This window comes from Massilia sp. IC2-278, from assembly GCF_020708045.1.
GTDB lineage: Bacteria > Pseudomonadota > Gammaproteobacteria > Burkholderiales > Burkholderiaceae_D > Telluria.
In genome coordinates this window covers 77,676-93,241 of record NZ_JAJFES010000012.1, presented here as the reverse complement: position 1 = coordinate 93,241, position 15,566 = coordinate 77,676, and the positions used below count along the sequence as shown (strand labels likewise).

General features: G+C 62.5%; 16 protein-coding genes. 2 read left to right on the top strand and 14 right to left on the bottom strand.

Annotation, left to right across the window (positions count from 1 at the left end; all coding sequences use genetic code 11):
- Window positions 1-128 precede the first annotated feature (128 nt).
- Window positions 129-1,883 (top strand): PhoH family protein, encoded by a 1,755-nt coding sequence (locus LK540_RS19285; RefSeq protein ID WP_229438934.1) that lies wholly within the window; start codon window positions 129-131, stop codon window positions 1,881-1,883.
- Between the two features lie 306 nt (window positions 1,884-2,189).
- Here LK540_RS19285 and LK540_RS19280 read toward each other — a convergent pair whose 3' ends face one another.
- The 7 genes from LK540_RS19280 to rpsF form a co-directional block, all read right to left on the bottom strand.
- Window positions 2,190-3,200, bottom strand: a complete 1,011-nt coding sequence (locus LK540_RS19280) for an inorganic phosphate transporter (protein WP_229438933.1) — start codon at window positions 3,198-3,200, stop codon at window positions 2,190-2,192.
- A 23-nt stretch (window positions 3,201-3,223) separates the two neighbouring features.
- On the bottom strand, window positions 3,224-3,850 hold the full coding sequence (locus LK540_RS19275) for a DUF47 domain-containing protein (protein WP_229438932.1): 627 nt from the start codon (window positions 3,848-3,850) through the stop codon (window positions 3,224-3,226).
- Window positions 3,851-3,928: 78 nt separating this feature from the next.
- Window positions 3,929-5,314 (bottom strand): replicative DNA helicase, encoded by a 1,386-nt coding sequence (locus LK540_RS19270; RefSeq protein ID WP_229438931.1) that lies wholly within the window; start codon window positions 5,312-5,314, stop codon window positions 3,929-3,931.
- 140 nt (window positions 5,315-5,454) lie between these two features.
- Window positions 5,455-5,907: a 50S ribosomal protein L9 gene (rplI, locus tag LK540_RS19265; RefSeq protein WP_229438930.1), complete on the bottom strand. Its 453-nt coding sequence runs from the start codon at window positions 5,905-5,907 to the stop codon at window positions 5,455-5,457.
- A gap of 41 nt (window positions 5,908-5,948) precedes the next feature.
- Window positions 5,949-6,239, bottom strand: a complete 291-nt coding sequence (gene rpsR / locus LK540_RS19260; RefSeq protein WP_036249492.1) for a 30S ribosomal protein S18 — start codon at window positions 6,237-6,239, stop codon at window positions 5,949-5,951.
- A 42-nt stretch (window positions 6,240-6,281) separates the two neighbouring features.
- Complete coding sequence (gene priB, locus LK540_RS19255) at window positions 6,282-6,575, bottom strand: primosomal replication protein N (protein WP_229438929.1); 294 nt, start codon at window positions 6,573-6,575, stop codon at window positions 6,282-6,284.
- Between the two features lie 44 nt (window positions 6,576-6,619).
- The gene (rpsF, locus tag LK540_RS19250) at window positions 6,620-7,012 is read right to left on the bottom strand and encodes a 30S ribosomal protein S6 (RefSeq protein WP_229438928.1); all 393 of its coding nucleotides are present in this window, start codon (window positions 7,010-7,012) and stop codon (window positions 6,620-6,622) included.
- A 241-nt stretch (window positions 7,013-7,253) separates the two neighbouring features.
- Between rpsF and lexA the strand changes: the two genes are divergently transcribed.
- The gene (gene lexA, locus LK540_RS19245) at window positions 7,254-7,889 is read left to right on the top strand and encodes a transcriptional repressor LexA (RefSeq protein WP_229438927.1); all 636 of its coding nucleotides are present in this window, start codon (window positions 7,254-7,256) and stop codon (window positions 7,887-7,889) included.
- A gap of 262 nt (window positions 7,890-8,151) precedes the next feature.
- Here lexA and LK540_RS19240 read toward each other — a convergent pair whose 3' ends face one another.
- The 7 genes from LK540_RS19240 to accD all read right to left on the bottom strand — a co-directional run bounded on the left by LK540_RS19240 (window position 8,152) and on the right by accD (window position 15,504).
- Window positions 8,152-8,886 carry a tetratricopeptide repeat protein gene (locus LK540_RS19240; RefSeq protein ID WP_229438926.1) on the bottom strand — a complete coding sequence of 245 codons (735 nt, stop codon included), beginning with the start codon at window positions 8,884-8,886 and terminating at the stop codon, window positions 8,152-8,154.
- 24 nt (window positions 8,887-8,910) lie between these two features.
- Entirely contained in the window at window positions 8,911-10,152 is a 1,242-nt protein-coding gene (locus tag LK540_RS19235; RefSeq protein WP_229438925.1) for a cystathionine gamma-synthase family protein, read from the bottom strand.
- An 8-nt stretch (window positions 10,153-10,160) separates the two neighbouring features.
- A complete protein-coding gene (gene purF / locus LK540_RS19230; RefSeq protein WP_229438924.1) occupies window positions 10,161-11,687 on the bottom strand; it encodes an amidophosphoribosyltransferase in 1,527 nt (508 codons plus the stop codon).
- 37 nt (window positions 11,688-11,724) lie between these two features.
- Entirely contained in the window at window positions 11,725-12,213 is a 489-nt protein-coding gene (locus LK540_RS19225) for a CvpA family protein (protein WP_229438923.1), read from the bottom strand.
- A gap of 16 nt (window positions 12,214-12,229) precedes the next feature.
- Window positions 12,230-13,231: an SPOR domain-containing protein gene (locus LK540_RS19220; RefSeq protein ID WP_229438922.1), complete on the bottom strand. Its 1,002-nt coding sequence runs from the start codon at window positions 13,229-13,231 to the stop codon at window positions 12,230-12,232.
- 9 nt (window positions 13,232-13,240) lie between these two features.
- Window positions 13,241-14,539: a bifunctional tetrahydrofolate synthase/dihydrofolate synthase gene (folC, locus tag LK540_RS19215; RefSeq protein WP_229438921.1), complete on the bottom strand. Its 1,299-nt coding sequence runs from the start codon at window positions 14,537-14,539 to the stop codon at window positions 13,241-13,243.
- An 89-nt stretch (window positions 14,540-14,628) separates the two neighbouring features.
- A complete protein-coding gene (gene accD / locus LK540_RS19210) occupies window positions 14,629-15,504 on the bottom strand; it encodes an acetyl-CoA carboxylase, carboxyltransferase subunit beta (protein ID WP_229438920.1) in 876 nt (291 codons plus the stop codon).
- Window positions 15,505-15,566 lie beyond the last annotated feature (62 nt).

Genomic DNA, 15,566 nt, shown 5'->3' with positions numbered 1-15,566 from the left:
AGGCGGTTTCCCTACTCCCTTGGCCCGCGCCCCCGCAACATTTTTCCAGTGCATAGAACCCGCCCGGCAGCGCGCCCTTCATGGTGCGCTGGCGCGAGCGTCCTCCACTTTTTTAGATTGAGAACCTGATGCCACTACCAAAAATTCCTAGCAAGCCGGGCACGCTGCTGCCGGTAAACGAATACCCCAAGGCCGAACCCGGCAAGTCTCCTGTGCGCGCCGTCGCTGCGCCGGTCGAGGCCGATCCTGTCGAAGACCTCATCAGCGGCAAGGCCGTCCCTGCCGCCAAGTCCACCCGTGCCCGCAAGGGCAAGGCCACGCCGCTCGCTGCCGTACCGGCACCCCAGGCCGCGCCCGAACGTGCATCGCAGCCCGCGACCGTTGCCAAGCTCAAGGAAACGGACATGGACGAGCCGCATCCGGCCAAGCACAAGCCGGTCGAGGTCAACGTCAAGTCCTCCACCAGCCGCAAGGCCGACCGTGCCGGCAAGACCAAGGTTTTCGTGCTCGACACCAACGTGCTGATGCACGACCCGACCTGCCTGTTCCGCTTCGAGGAACACGACGTCTACCTGCCGATGATGACGCTCGAGGAACTCGACGACCACAAGAAAGGCATGTCCGAGGTTGCCCGCAACGCCCGCCAGGTGTCGCGCACCCTGGACGCCCTGATCGCCGACATCGACGACGACACCATCGAAGCCGGCATCGAGCTGGCCAAGCTGGGCAACAAGGATGCCAAGGGCCGCCTGTTCTTCCAGACCAAACTGCAGAACGGCCCTACCCTGCCCGAAGGCCTGCCGGTCGGCAAGGCCGACAACCAGATCCTGGGCGTGGTGAAAGCCCTGGCCGCCGAACAGCCGGACCGCGCCATCGTGCTGGTGTCGAAAGACATCAACATGCGCATCAAGGCGCGCGCTCTGGCCTTGCCGGCGGAAGATTACTTCAACGACCATGTGCTGGAAGACACCGATCTGCTGTACTCGGGCATCGTCCAGCTGCCGGACGATTTTTGGGACAAGCACGGCAAGAACATGGAGTCGTGGCAAGACACGCGCAACGGCACCACCTTCTACCGCGTGACCGGTCCCTTCATCAACAGCTTGCTGGTGAACCAGTTCGTCTACCTGGAGTCCGACGATTCGCCCTTCCAGGCGCAGGTGAAAGAGATCAACGGCAAGACCGCCGTGCTGCAAGTGCTGCGCGACTACAGCCACACAAAGAACAGTGTCTGGGGCATCACCGCGCGCAACCGCGAGCAGAATTTTGCGCTGAACCTGCTGATGAATCCGGAATGCGATTTCGTCACCCTGCTCGGCCAGGCCGGTACCGGCAAGACCCTGCTGGCCCTGGCCGCGGGCCTGGCGCAGGTGTTGGAAACCAAGCAGTACAACGAGATCATCGTTACCCGCGTGACCGTGCCGGTGGGCGAAGACATCGGCTTCCTGCCGGGCACCGAGGAAGAAAAGATGTCGCCGTGGATGGGCGCCTTCGACGATAACCTGGAAGTGCTGAACAAGTCCGACAACGACGCCGGCGACTGGGGCCGCGCCGCCACCCAAGACCTGATCCGCTCGCGCATCAAGATCAAGTCGCTCAACTTCATGCGCGGCCGTACCTTCGTGAACAAGTTCCTGATCATCGACGAGGCGCAGAACCTGACGCCGAAGCAGATGAAGACCCTGGTCACGCGCGCCGGTCCAGGCACCAAGATCCTGTGCCTGGGCAATATCGCCCAGATCGACACGCCTTATTTGACCGAAGGGTCGAGCGGCCTGACCTATGTGGTCGACCGCTTCAAGGGCTGGTCGCACAGCGGCCACGTAACCCTGGCGCGCGGCGAACGCTCGCGCCTGGCGGATCACGCGAGCGACGTGCTGTAAGCGTCACGCTCCGATAGCTGGACAAGCAAAAAACCTGCGCGCCTAGCGGCCCGCAGGTTTTTTTACGGCCATGTTCAGATGCAAGGGCGTAGGGTGGACACCTGTGTCCACGCGGTACAGCAGTTGATATGCGATTGCACAGGCGAACACCATGGTGCACGCGGATCGGTTGGGTTTAACGGCGCCGTCCATTAACCGGTGATACCGCGTGGACACAGGTGTCCACCCTACGACGGCCACTCCACAGGCCCCAAAACAAAAACGCCCGGCACAAGTCCGGGCGTTTTCTATCCATGCGCAAGCGAATTACATGATGTGACGACCAATCCACCAGGCAATCGCCGCCACGAAGGCCGCTGCCGGAATGGTGAAGATCCACGCCCACACGATGTTGCCCGCCACGCCCCAGCGCACGGCCGAGGCCTTTTGCGAGGCGCCCACGCCGACGATCGCGCCGGTGATGGTGTGGGTGGTCGAGACCGGGATGCCCCAGAAGCTCGCCATCAGCAAGGTCATGGCGCCGCCGGTCTCGGCGCAGAAGCCGCCAACGGGCTTGAGCTTGGTGATCTTCTGACCCATGGTCTTGACGATGCGCCAGCCGCCGAACAGCGTGCCGAAGCTGATTGCCGCGTAGCAGGAAATGATGACCCAGGCCGGCGGGTGCGCATCGGCCGCATTGGTGTAGCCGGCAGCGATCAGCAGCATCCAGATGATGCCCATAGTCTTTTGCGCGTCGTTACCACCGTGACCCAGCGAGTAGCCGGCTGCCGACACCAGTTGCAGGCGGCGGAACCAGACGTCGACCTTGCGCGGCGTGCTCTTCACGAACACCCAGGATACGATCAGCATGATGATGGAACCGAGCACAAAGCCCAGCAGCGGCGCCAGCACGATAAAGGCGACCACTTTCCACAGGCCCGCCGAGATCAGCGCGCCGGTGCCCGACTTGGCCACTGCCGCACCGACCAGGCCGCCGATCAGGGCGTGCGAGGACGACGATGGAATGCCGTAGTACCAAGTGATCACGTTCCAGACGATGGCCCCGACCAGGGCCCCGAAGATCACGTAGTGGTCGACGATGTGCGGGTCGATGATGTCCTTGCCGATCGTCTGCGCCACCTTCATGTTGACCACGAAGATCGCGACGAAGTTGAAGAATGCCGCCATCGCGACCGCCGACTGGGGCTTCAGGACGCCGGTCGAGACGACGGTGGCAATCGCGTTCGCCGAATCATGAAAACCGTTCATGAAGTCGAAGATCAGTGCGAGCAGCACCAGCATACCCAGCACGTAAATGCTGATGGTGAGATGTTCCATAATTATTTTTGTTCTAAGGAAGCTTACGCGTTCTCGACAATGATGCCTTCGATGATGTTGGCCACATCTTCGCAACGGTCGGTGACGGTCTCGAGGATCTCGTAGATCGCCTTCATCTTGATCAGGTTACGGACGTCTGGCTCGTCGCGGAACAGCTTGCTCATCGCGGCGCGCATCACGTGGTCGGCGTCGGATTCGAAGCGGTCGATTTCTTCGCAGATGGCGACGATCTTTTGCGCGTTGCCCATGTCGTGCAGCAGCGCCACGGCTTCCTGGACCTTCTGGCAGGCCGACAGGCACAGCTCGGCCAGGCGCTTGGCTTCCGGGGTCACGGCGTGCAGGTCGTACAGGGAAATGGTTTGCGCGGCGTCTTCCATCATGTCGAGGATGTCGTCCATGCGCGTGATCAGCTTGTGGATGTCGTCGCGGTCGAGCGGGGTGATGAAGGTCTTGTGCAGCAGGTCGACGGTGGCGTAGGTGATCTTGTCCGCCTGTTTTTCGATGCTTTCGACGGCGTGGACGCGGTTTTCCAGGTCGTCGAAGTTGGTCATCAGGCCAACCATTTCTTGCGCACCCTTCACGCACAGCGCGGCGTGCTGGTTGAACAAATCAAAAAACTTGCCCTCGGTGGGCATCAGGCGTCCAAACATGTATTTCTCCGTGATAAAACTCTTGGGACTGCGAAGTCCGCTGCGGTGTCGGGTACCGGGCAGCGGCGCAATATCGGCTTAATCGCCCTGGTAGACGGCGAGGTTGCCGCTGTAATTGCCAAACTTGGTGTACTGACCGATCCAGGTGAGGCGGATCGCCCCGATCGGACCGTTACGCTGCTTGCCGATGATGATCTCGGCGGTTCCCTTGTCCGGCGAATCGGGGTTGTACACCTCGTCGCGGTACAGGAAGATGATGACGTCCGCATCCTGTTCGATAGCGCCGGATTCGCGCAAGTCGGACATGACGGGCCGTTTGTTCGGGCGTTGTTCCAGCGAGCGGTTCAGCTGGGACAGCGCGATGACCGGGCAGTGCAGCTCTTTCGCCAAGCCCTTCAGCGAACGCGAGATTTCGGAAATCTCGGCGGCGCGGTTGTCGCCCGGCTGGCTACCCTGCATCAGCTGCAGGTAGTCGACGATAATCAAGCCGAGTTTGCCGCATTGGCGCGCCAGGCGGCGCGCGCGTGCGCGCATCTCAATCGGGTTCAGCGCCGGCGTCTCGTCGATGTAGAGCTGGGCATCGTTCATCTTCTGGATCGCATGCGTCAGGCGCGGCCAGTCTTCGTCGTTCAGGCGGCCGGTACGCAGGCGGTGCTGGTCGAGCTGGCCGACCGAGCCCAGCATACGCATGGCCAGCTGGGCGCCGCCCATCTCCATCGAGAACACGGCAACCGGCAGGCCGGCTTCGATGGCGACGTTTTCGCCGATGTTCACCGAGAATGCGGTCTTGCCCATCGACGGACGGCCAGCCACGATGACCAGGTCGCCCGGCTGCAGGCCCGAGGTCATGCGGTCGAGGTCGATGAAGCCGGTCGGCACGCCGGTGATTTCGCCCTGGTTTTCGCGCGAATATAGTTCGTCGATGCGCTCGACCACTTGCGTCAGCAGCGGCTGGATCGGATTCCAGCCCTGGGCGCCACGGGCACCCTGCTCGGCAATGGCGAAGATCTTCGATTCGGCTTCGTCAAGCATCTGCTTGACTTCCTTGCCTTGCGGATTGAACGCGTTGCCGGAGATTTCGTCGGCGACGGTGATGAGTTTGCGCAGCACGCCGCGGTCGCGCACGATCTCGGCATAACGGCGGATGTTGGCAGCCGATGGCGTATTTTGCGCCATGGCGTTCAGGTACTGGAGGCCGCCGACGTCCTCGGCCTTGCCAAGCGACACCATGGCCTCGTAGACGGTGATCACGTCGGCAGGCTTGCCACTGTTGATCAGGCGCACCATCTGTTCGAAGATGATGCGGTGGTCGTAACGATAAAAATCGTCCGCGTGCATGAAGTCGGCAATACGGTCCCACGCCGCATTATCGCGCAGCAGGCCGCCGATGACGGACTGCTCTGCTTCGATGGAGTGCGGGGGGATGCGCAGCGATTCGATTTGCGGATCTGCGGGGGTATTCATGGCGGGCATTATACCTGCTCCGGTCACACGGCTGAAATAATTGGCGACTTTTGGGTCATAAAAAAAGCCGGGCGAACCCGGCTTTTTCCAGAATACAACAACTGATTATGGCTTCATAAGCAGCTGCAATTCAGCTTGACTTAGGCAGCTTCGCCCACGACAGCGATCGTGATTTCCACGACGACGTCGGTGTGCAGCGCGACCGCAACCGGGTGTTCGCCGGTGGTCTTCAGCGGGCCGGTCGGCAGGCGCACTTGCGCCTTTTCGACTGCGAAACCTTGCTTGGTCAGGGCTTCGGCGATGTCGAAGTTGGTGACCGAACCGAACAGACGGCCATCGACGCCGGCTTTTTGAGCGACGGTGATGGTCATGCCGCCCAGCTTTTCGCCTTGGGCTTGCGAAGCAGCCAGCTTTTCAGCAGCAGCTTTTTCCAGCTCGGCGCGCTTGACTTCGAACTCGGCCACAGCGGCCTGGGTTGCGCGGCGGGCCATTTTTTGCGGGATCAGGAAGTTACGTGCGTAACCGTCCTTGACCTTGACGACGTCGCCCAGATTGCCGACGTTGACGACTTTTTCCAGCAGGATAACTTGCATATTATTCTCCAGTATTTACTTGTGCTCGTTGCCGTGGCGACTTAAGCGTTGTGCAGGTCGGTGTACGGCAGCAGGGCCAGGTAACGTGCGCGCTTGATCGCGGTGTCCACTTGGCGCTGGTAGTGCGCCTTGGTACCGGTCAGGCGTGCCGGCATGATCTTGCCGTTTTCCTGGACGAAGTCTTTCAGGGTGTCGACGTCTTTGTAGTCAACTTGTTCAACGCCGGCGGCGGTGAAGCGGCAGAACTTCTTGCGCTTGAACAGCGGGTTCTGCTGTTTGCGCTTCAGTTTTTCCTTGGCTTTGTTTTTGTCGAACTTTTTACCGAATGCCATTTTGAGGCTCCTGTATATCTAAAAGGTGGGCCGCTGAATTATTTAAGCGGCGGCACTGAAATCAATGATGTGAAACACCAGGGCTTTGCTGTTGCGGTTCTTCTTGGCCAGGAATCCCGTGAACCGGTGGGCGGCGCCCAACTCGGCGCTGGCGAAGCGGCCCGAAATTTCTCCCGCGGCGAACGCGGATATTTCGAACTCCACCAGCCTTGCCACCCCTGCCTCGACCTGCTGCGAACTGTGCAGCAGGATTGCCGAAACGATCGGCACGCCGCCCGGGGTATAGCGCAGTACGTCGCGTTCAGCGATGGTGGCGACGACTTGTAGCTGGTTCACTTCACTTCGGGCTCACGCCCGTTCACGAATCCTAGGGAAAGAATTTAGGCAGCAGCAGCTGGGGCAGCAGCAGCCGCTGGGGCTTCTGCGCGGTGGCTCTTGGCTGCGTCTTCGCGCTGGACCGACTTCATCATTGGCGATGGAGCGGTTTCAGCTTTCTTCATCTTCACGGTCAGGTGACGCAGCACGGCATCATTGAACTTGAATGCGGTTTCCAGCTCGACCAGGGTCTCGTTGTCGCATTCGATGTTCATGCAGATGTAGTGTGCCTTCGGCAGCTTCTGGATCTGGTAAGCCATCTGGCGACGGCCCCAGTCTTCCACGCGATGGATGTTACCGCCGCGCGCGGTGACGCTGGCCTTGTAACGCTCGATCATCGCCGGGACTTGCTCGCTTTGGTCCGGGTGGACGATAAAAACGATTTCATAATGACGCATGCAACACTCCTTGAGGACGTTTAAACAAATGCCCACCTCGGCGTCAAGACGAGTGTGGGAAGGGAAAGCCGGCAATTATAACGCGAAGTCGGCGGCGTGGCAATCGCGGGGGTTTGTACCGCCCTTGCGACAACCCAGGACAGAAGATGCGGCGAAAAGTGGGATTTATTTGCATTTACCCTTGCATTATGCGAAGCACTGTACAAAAATACAGTCTGAATCGATAACCAGTGGTATACCCATGCTCAAGCTCACTGCAAGGCAAGAACAGATCCTTAACCTGATCAAGGAAGCGATCGACAACACCGGCTTCCCGCCGACCCGCGCCGAGATCGCGAAGGAATTGGGCTTCAAGTCGGCCAACGCGGCCGAGGAGCACCTGCAAGCCCTGGCGCGCAAAGGCGCGATCGAGATCGTCTCGGGAACCTCGCGCGGCATCCGCCTGATCGGCGCCTCCAGCGAACCGGCGCTGCCGGTCATCCCGCCTGCCCTGCTGATGTCGCTGCCGCTGGTCGGACGCGTAGCGGCAGGCTCGCCGATCCTGGCCCAGGAACACGTGGAAGCCACCTACAACGTCGACCCGGCCATGTTCGCGGCCCGTCCCGACTTTTTGCTGAAGGTGCGCGGCTGGTCGATGCGCGACGCCGGCATCATGGATGGCGACTTCCTGGCCGTGAAAAAGGTCGACAGCGCCAAGAACGGCCAGATCGTCGTCGCGCGCCTGGGCGAGGATGTGACGGTCAAGCGTTACCGCAAGACGGGCGAACTGATCGAGCTGCTGCCGGAAAATCCGGACTTCAAGGTGATCCAGGTCGCGCCAGGCGACGAGTTCGCGCTGGAAGGCCTGGCGGTCGGTTTGATGCGCAGCTGGCATTAAGCTGTCGTCGACATGAAAAAGGCCGCTGACGCGGCCTTTTTTGTAGGGTGGACACCTGTGTCCACGCTGTGCGGCATCTGATCAATCGATATTTATCCACGATCAATCAACCGCACCATACCGCGTGGACACAGTACTACACACGAAAATCGAAATGCGTCGAATACCGGCGTGCCGTGCGCTACGCGATGCTGATCGATTGCTCAAGCGCCCTACCGCGTGGACACAGGTGCCTTTCGTGGCCCGGTCCACCCTACAACACCTATTTGCGCTTGCTCGAGATCGAATCTTCCTTCGGCGCCTTGTTCACGATCGCATTGTGCTCGGCAATATACGCCTCGGTTGCCGAACGCCACACCGCCACATCCGCCAGCGTCATCTTGGCGCCGACCTTGGCTTCTTCCGACACGTTCTCCTGCACCTGCGCCAGGTGGGCCTTGGCCTTTTCCATCTCGGCCGCGTTCATCAGCTTGGCCACATCCGCCGGGATCCGGTTCGACAGGGGCGACACCGCATTCAGGTTCTGCACGAAGCCGTTGTAGCAATCCTGCCATTTGTTGATCGCATTCGCGACCCGGTCGATTTCGTCGCTCTGCTTCGAGATCGGCGGCACGCGCGGCGCCGGGCAGTGGAACTTGCCGGACTTCAGGTCTTCGCCATCGTACTTCGACACCCAGTAATCGATGTCGGCACGGCGCGCGACGCGCTGCTGCATGATCACCAGCGAATCCGCGGCCACCTTGTTGCCCTTGGCCGCGGCCTTGGTGAACCACATGGTGGCCTTGGCCTCGTCGACCTCGCCCGCTTCGCCATACCAGTACATCTGGCCCAGGCTCTGCTGGGCCTCGACGTTGCCGGCATTCGCCAGCTTGGTGTACAGCTTCATGGCTTCGGGATACTTCTTCTGCTCGAACAAGGCCTTGGCGTCTTCCAGCTCGCCCGCGTGAACAAATCCTGCCAGCAGCAGGCCGGCAAACAGCAGCGCAGTTTTCTTCATGTTGTCGCGTCTCTTCAGAATGGATTACGCGTCCAAAGCCGCGCGGAAGTCTTCTAGCAAGTCCTCGGTGTCCTCGATGCCCACCGAGACCCGGATCAGCGACTCGGCAATGCCCATGCTGGCGCGGCGCTCGGCGCCCATCTCGAAGAAGATCGTGTGCGCCACCGGAATCACCAGGGTACGGGTGTCGCCCAGGTTGCTCGCCGGGATGGCCAGCTTCAGGCGGTTCAGGTAATCGAAGCAGTCGATGCCGTCCTTCAGCTCGAAGCTCAGCAGCGAGCCGCCGGCGCGGAACAGTTCCGTCGTCACGCCATGCTGCGGGTGCGATGCCAGGCCCGGGTAGTGCACGGCGGCCACGCGTTCATCCGCTTCCAGCATGCGCGCCAGCGCCAGCGCATTGCCCGTCGTGCGCTCCATGCGCAATGCCAGCGTTTCGGCGCCGACCGCGATGTGGTGCGCCGCTTCCGGCCCGAGCGAGGCGCCGAAGTCGCGCAGGGCCTTGGCGCGCAGTTGCGCCATGCCCTGGTTGGCGGCCGGCTGCTTGCGGAAGTTGTCGGCGATGTTCGGGTAGGCGCTCCAGTCGAACAGCCCGGTATCGGTCAGCGCGCCGCCCAGCGCGATGCCGTGGCCGGCGATCGACTTGGTCAGCGAATTCACCACCAGGCCCGCGCCCACGTCTTTCGGACGGAAGAGATAAGGCGTGGTCATGGTGTTGTCGACCACGTACAGGATGCCGCGCGCACGGCACAGCTCGCCGATGCGCTTGAGGTCAGCCACTTGCGTGCGTGGGTTGGCAATCGTCTCGACGAACACGAAACGCGTGTTCGGCGTCAAGGCCGCTTCGACGTTAGCCACGTCGGTGGCGTCGACAAACGACACGTCCACGCCCTGCCCCGCTACCGTCTGCCACAAACTGTTGGTGTTGCCGAACAGGAAGCTCGACGAGACGATATGGTCTCCCTCTTTCAACAGCGCCTGGAACAGCGCGCCGATGGCCGCCATGCCGGTGCCGAAGCACAGGGTGGCGACGCCGTCTTCCATCTTCGTGACCTTGTCTTCCAGCGCAGACACGGTCGGGTTGCCCTGGCGGCCGTAGCGGAAGCCCGGCTCCTTGCCCTGGAATACCGAGGCCAGCTGGCGCGCATCGTTGTAGCCGAATGCCACCGAGGTGTGCACCGGCTTGTGCAGCGAGCCCTGCTCGATCGTCCTGCGACGGTCGTTGTGCAGGATGGTCGTGGTGAAACCGTAGTTCTTTTTATCGCTCATGGTGCAGGTTATTCCGCGGCGACCGGTGGGTTCAGGTTCAGCTGCGTGCGCACGGCATCCTCCGCCGGCGCCGGCTTGCCGCCGTTGTGGCGCGCCGACTCCAGGTTGTCGAGGTAGGCCGGGGTCACGTCGCCGGTCACGTACACGCCGTCGAAGCACGAGGCCTCGAAGTTGGTCAGCTCCGGGTTCACGTCCGAGATCGAGCGCTTCAGCGCGTCGATGTCCTGGTAGACCAGGCGGTCGGCCGTGATTTCCTTGCACACTTCCTCGACCGTGCGGCCATAGGCGATCAGCTCGTCGCGGGTCGGCATGTCGATGCCGTACACGTTCGGGAACAGCACCGGTGGCGCCGCCGACGCGAAGAACACTTTCCTAGCGCCGGCTTCGCGCGCCATCTGCACGATCTCGCGGCTGGTGGTGCCGCGCACGATGGAATCGTCGACCAGCAGCACGTTCTTGCCCTTGAACTCGGAGCCGATCGCGTTCAGCTTCTGGCGCACCGACTTCTTGCGCATGCCTTGGCCCGGCATGATGAAGGTACGGCCGATGTAGCGGTTCTTGATGAAACCTTCGCGGTATTCGACGCCGAGTTTGAGCGCCAGCTGGATCGCGGCCGGACGCGAGGAATCGGGAATCGGCATGACGACGTCGATTTCCTCGACCGGAATTTCCTTGCGGATCTTGTCAGCCAGGTACTCGCCCATTTTCAGGCGCGTGGCGTAGACCGAGGCGCCGTCGATCACCGAGTCCGGGCGCGCCAGGTACACGTATTCGAAGGCGCAGGGATTCAGCGATGGGTTCTCGGCGCACTGGCGCGCGTGCAATTGGCCGTCGTCGCCGATGAACACGGCTTCGCCCGGCGCGATGTCGCGCACGAAACGGAAGCCGATGCCTTCCAGGGCCACCGATTCGCTGGCCACCATGTATTCGATGCCGTGCTCGCCCTCGTTCATGCCCAGGCACAGCGGACGGATGCCGTAAGGGTCGCGGAAGGCCAGCATGCCGTGGCCGGCGATCTGGGCGACGACGGCGTAGGCGCCGCGCACGCGCTTGTGCACGATGCCGACCGCCTTGAACAGGGCCTCGGCGTCGAGCGAATAACCGTTCGCCGCCACCTGGATCTCGTGGGCCAGCACGTTCAGCAGCACTTCCGAGTCGGAATTGGTGTTGATGTGGCGGCGGTCGTTGCGGAACAGCGCGTCTTTCAGCTCGGCCTGGTTCGTCAGGTTGCCGTTGTGAGCCAGGGTGATGCCGAACGGCGCGTTCACGTAGAACGGCTGCGCTTCTTCCTCGCTCGACGAACCGGCGGTCGGGTAGCGGCAGTGGCCGATGCCGGTGTTCCCCTGCAGCGAACGCATGTTACGGGTGCGGAACACGTCGCGCACCAGGCCGTTGGCCTTGTACATCGAGAACATGCTGCTGTGATTGGTTGCAATGCCCGCCGCATCCTGGCCGCGGTGCTGCAGCAGCAGCAATGCGTCGTACAAGAGCTGGTTGACGGGAGTTTGCGAGACGACGCCGACGATGCCACACATGGTGTGCTCCTAAGAACTGAATGCAGTTACAGAAAGATCAAAACTGAACATGCTGCGCGAGGGCAGCGGGAAGGAAAGGCTTGACCGTGCGTGCACCGGTCTCCGCCAGGGGCGATAAAAGCGCTTCTTTCCAGAATGCTTGTTGGGGGATGGAAGTCATCGAACACAATATGACGGCGGCCAGCACCATTACAACACCGCGCGCCAGGCCGAACAGTCCACCGAGGCCGCGGTCCGCCAGGGTCAGCCCGGCCGCCTCGATCAGCGAACCGAGGGCCAGCGCCAGCAGCCCCATCAGAATGCGCACGCCGAGGAACAGGGCGACAAAGGCCACCATCAGGCGCACCGTGTCGCCGGGAATCATTTCCGGCAGCAACGGCGCGAGCTGGGCGCCGTAGGCGTTTGCCACCACGAAGGCAACGACCCAGCCCAGCAGCGACAGGATTTCCTTCACCAGGCCACGCATGGTGCTGATGATGACGGAGGAAATCAGCACGAACAATACCAGATAATCGAAAATCGTCACGCTGCCCCGACCACGCTTACACCGGAACCAGGAAACCGCTGAAGCCCTGGCTGCTCAATTTGGCCCGGGCTTTTTCCGCCTCTTCGCGGCTGCCGAAGGGCCCCACCTGGACCCGGATCAGCTCGCCCGACTTGCGGGTATGGGCGCTGACGCCGGCGGCGCGCAGGCGCGCCTGCAATTCGGCCACCTTGTCCTGGCTCGCCAGGGCGGCCACCTGGACCACGAAACGCCCGCTGGCTTCGGGCTTGGCGGCGGCCGGCTTCTCGGCCTTTTCAGCCGGCTTGCCTTCGAGCAGGGCCAGCGCACGCGCGGCGTCCTGGTCCTTCGCACGCGGCTTGTCCTCGGCCTTCTTCTCTTCCGCCTTCTTCGGCTCGGGCTTTTTCGGCTCCGGCTTCGGCTCGGGCTTTTTTGGTTCGGGCTTGTGCTCGACGGGTTTGGGTTCGGGCTTCTTCGGCTCGGGTTTTACCTCAGGCTTGTGTTCCGCCTTGGGCGCCGGCTTCGGTTCCGGCTCGGCATACACCAGCTCTTTCGGATCGAACTTCGGCGCCTGGGCCATCCGCACCGGCGGCGGCGTCGTCGTTCCCTGGTTCGTGCCTTGGGTCGCAGCAGGCGGCGCCGGCGGATCGATGATTTCCTCGTCCTGGTCGACGCTGTCGGCGGCCGGCACCGGGCTCGAGGGCACAGGCAGGGCCGGCGCCTTGTCCTTGGCCGGGATGTCGATGGCGATGTCGCCTACCAGCGGACGCGGTTCCGAGTCGAGCAGCATCGGCAGGCCGACGGCGGCGGCCAGCGCCAGCGCGATCGCGCCTACCAGGCGGCGCCGTGCGCGCTTCTTTTCGGGCAGCATGGGGTCGCCACCGCTACGGCTGCGGCGCGAGACGCTGGCCGCTTCGCCCGCGTAGGCAGCCCGCTTGGCACGGGCGCGCTCGGCAAGATTGTCGTCGTCGCGGGAGAAATGGCCACTGTCCTGGGCAGTGTTTTCTTGCTTGTTTTTACTAAAGATCGAGAACAAGCCCATGCGTCTTAATCAGTGAAGAGAGTTTTTTCGGGCCGCCATCACGCCGGCGACGGTATAGAACGAGCCAAAGACCACAATTCTATCATTCTCCCCGGCACGGCTCACCGCATTTGCGAATGCGGCGGCAGGATCGGCGAAGGTGGTGACCGAAAAGTCCTCTTCTTTCGCGCCGTCAGGCTTCAGGGCGGCCACTTGTGCAGCCAGTTTCTCGTCCTTTGCCGAGCGTGGCGACGGCAGGTCGGCCAGGCACCAGTGGTCGATCAGGCCGGCCATGGGGGCCAGCACGCCCTCGATGTCCTTGTCTTCCATAATGCCGAACACGGCGTAGGTGTAGCGATGGAAACCCATGTTGCCGAGGTTCTGGGCCAGGGTGGCCGAGGCATGTGGGTTATGCGCCACATCGAGCACGGTGGTCGGGCGGCCTGGCAGTACCTGGAAGCGGCCCGGCAGTTCCACCAGTGCCAGGCCGGTGCGCACTTCCTGGGCGCCGGCCGGCAACTGCATGCGCAGGGCCTCGAGGGCCGCCAGCGCCGCCGAGGCGTTCAGCAACTGGTTCGCGCCGCGCAGGGCTGGATAGGCCAGCGAATTGCGGCGCATGCTGCGCCCACCCCAGCTCCACTGCTGCTGGTCGCCCTGGTAGTTGAAATCGCGGCCGATCAGCCACAGATCGGCGCCGATGTCCTCGGCGTGCTTGATCAGCGTGGCGGGCGGCACCGGGTCGCTGCAGATCGCGGCCTTGCCGGCGCGGAAGATGCCGGCCTTTTCGAAACCGATGGCTTCGCGCGTGTCGCCCAGGTAGTCGGCGTGGTCGATGTCGATGCTGGTGACGATGGACACGTCGGCGTCGATCACGTTCACCGCGTCCAGGCGCCCGCCCAGGCCCACTTCCAGGATCGCCACGTCGACGCCGGCCTTCGAGATCAAATGCATGATGGCCAGCGTGGTGAATTCGAAATAGGTCAGCGAAATGTCGCCGCGCTGGGCCTCGACATAGGCAAAGGCCTCGACGATGGCCTCGTCGCCCGCCATTTCGCCATTGATGCGGGCGCGCTCGTTAAAATCGAGGAAGTGTGGCTTGATGTAGAGGCCGACGCGGTAGCCGGCGTGCAGCAGGATCGATTCGAGCATGGCGCAGGTCGAGCCCTTGCCGTTGGTGCCGGCCACCATGATCACCGGGCAGCTGAAGGCCAGGCCCATGCGCTCCTTGACGGCGCGCACACGGTCCAGGCCCATGTCGATATAGGTTTCGGCGTGGCGCGACTCGATCAGTGCCAGCCAGTCAGGCAAGGTGGTGGGAAGGTTTTGCATGGAATTGAACACGGGGCTGTGAAGAGGAACGGCCGGCGGCCCGCTAGGCGGACGGCCGGCCGTCAGGAAGCTTCGATCTTGCGCTGCGATTACTCGGCGACGACTTCCGCAGCCTGGTTCTGCAGCAGGGCCAGCAGGCGCGCAATTTCTTCGCGCATCTTGCGGCGGTCGACGATCATGTCGACGGCGCCCTTTTGCACCAGGAATTCGGCGCGCTGGAAGCCTTCCGGCAGCTTTTCGCGCACGGTGTTTTCGATCACGCGTGGGCCGGCAAAGCCGATCAGGGCCTTCGGCTCGGCAATCACGACGTCGCCCATGAAGGCGAACGAAGCCGAGACGCCGCCCATGGTCGGGTCGGTCAGCACGCTGATGAACGGCAGCTTTTTCTCGGACAGCTTGGTCAGCATGGCCGTGGTCTTGGCCATCTGCAGCAGCGACAGCAGGCCTTCCTGCATGCGCGCGCCGCCGGTGGCGGTGATGCAGATGAACGGCACTTTCTGTTCCAGCGCGATCTGGGCGCCGCGGGCGAAGCGTTCGCCGACGACCGAGCCCATCGAGCCGCCCATGAATTCGAATTCGAAGCAGGCGACGACCACCGGCAGGCTCATGATCGAGCCGCCCTGGACGATCAGCGCATCGGTTTCGCCGGTGGCGTCCATCGCGGCCTTCAGGCGGTCCGGGTACTTCTTGCTGTCCTTGAATTTCAGGGTGTCGACCGGCAGCGCTTCCTGGCCGATTTCATAGCGGCCGCCGGCGTCGAGCAGCGCGTCAAGGCGCTCGCGGGCGCGGATGCGCATGTGGTGGTCGCACTTCGGGCAAACGTGCTGGTTCGCGTCCAGGTCGGCGCGGTACAGCACGGCTTCGCACGATGGGCACTTGACCCACAGGCCTTCCGGCATGGTCTTGCGATTGGCGGCATCGGAGCGCTGGATCCGTGGGGGCAGCAGTTTTTCCAACCAACTCATGTTATCTCCTTTGCGGCGTGTCTGAAGTTGGGGCGTAGTGTAGCCGCTAGCGCCGGGCTTGT

What these genes read in the sequence shown, in the direction of transcription:
- LK540_RS19275 (WP_229438932.1), bottom strand. Translation starts at nt 3,850, where the DNA reads ATGTTTGGACGCCTGATGCCCACCGAGGGCAAGTTTTTTGATTTGTTC.
- folC (WP_229438921.1), bottom strand. Translation starts at nt 14,539, where the DNA reads ATGCAAAACCTTCCCACCACCTTGCCTGACTGGCTGGCACTGATCGAG.
- lexA (WP_229438927.1), top strand. Translation starts at nt 7,254, where the DNA reads ATGCTCAAGCTCACTGCAAGGCAAGAACAGATCCTTAACCTGATCAAG.
- LK540_RS19285 (WP_229438934.1), top strand. Translation starts at nt 129, where the DNA reads ATGCCACTACCAAAAATTCCTAGCAAGCCGGGCACGCTGCTGCCGGTA.
- rplI (WP_229438930.1), bottom strand. Translation starts at nt 5,907, where the DNA reads ATGCAAGTTATCCTGCTGGAAAAAGTCGTCAACGTCGGCAATCTGGGC.
- LK540_RS19280 (WP_229438933.1), bottom strand. Translation starts at nt 3,200, where the DNA reads ATGGAACATCTCACCATCAGCATTTACGTGCTGGGTATGCTGGTGCTG.
- LK540_RS19270 (WP_229438931.1), bottom strand. Translation starts at nt 5,314, where the DNA reads ATGAATACCCCCGCAGATCCGCAAATCGAATCGCTGCGCATCCCCCCG.
- accD (WP_229438920.1), bottom strand. Translation starts at nt 15,504, where the DNA reads ATGAGTTGGTTGGAAAAACTGCTGCCCCCACGGATCCAGCGCTCCGAT.
- LK540_RS19235 (WP_229438925.1), bottom strand. Translation starts at nt 10,152, where the DNA reads ATGAGCGATAAAAAGAACTACGGTTTCACCACGACCATCCTGCACAAC.
- LK540_RS19240 (WP_229438926.1), bottom strand. Translation starts at nt 8,886, where the DNA reads ATGAAGAAAACTGCGCTGCTGTTTGCCGGCCTGCTGCTGGCAGGATTT.
- purF (WP_229438924.1), bottom strand. Translation starts at nt 11,687, where the DNA reads ATGTGTGGCATCGTCGGCGTCGTCTCGCAAACTCCCGTCAACCAGCTC.
- LK540_RS19220 (WP_229438922.1), bottom strand. Translation starts at nt 13,231, where the DNA reads ATGGGCTTGTTCTCGATCTTTAGTAAAAACAAGCAAGAAAACACTGCC.
- rpsR (WP_036249492.1), bottom strand. Translation starts at nt 6,239, where the DNA reads ATGGCATTCGGTAAAAAGTTCGACAAAAACAAAGCCAAGGAAAAACTG.
- rpsF (WP_229438928.1), bottom strand. Translation starts at nt 7,012, where the DNA reads ATGCGTCATTATGAAATCGTTTTTATCGTCCACCCGGACCAAAGCGAG.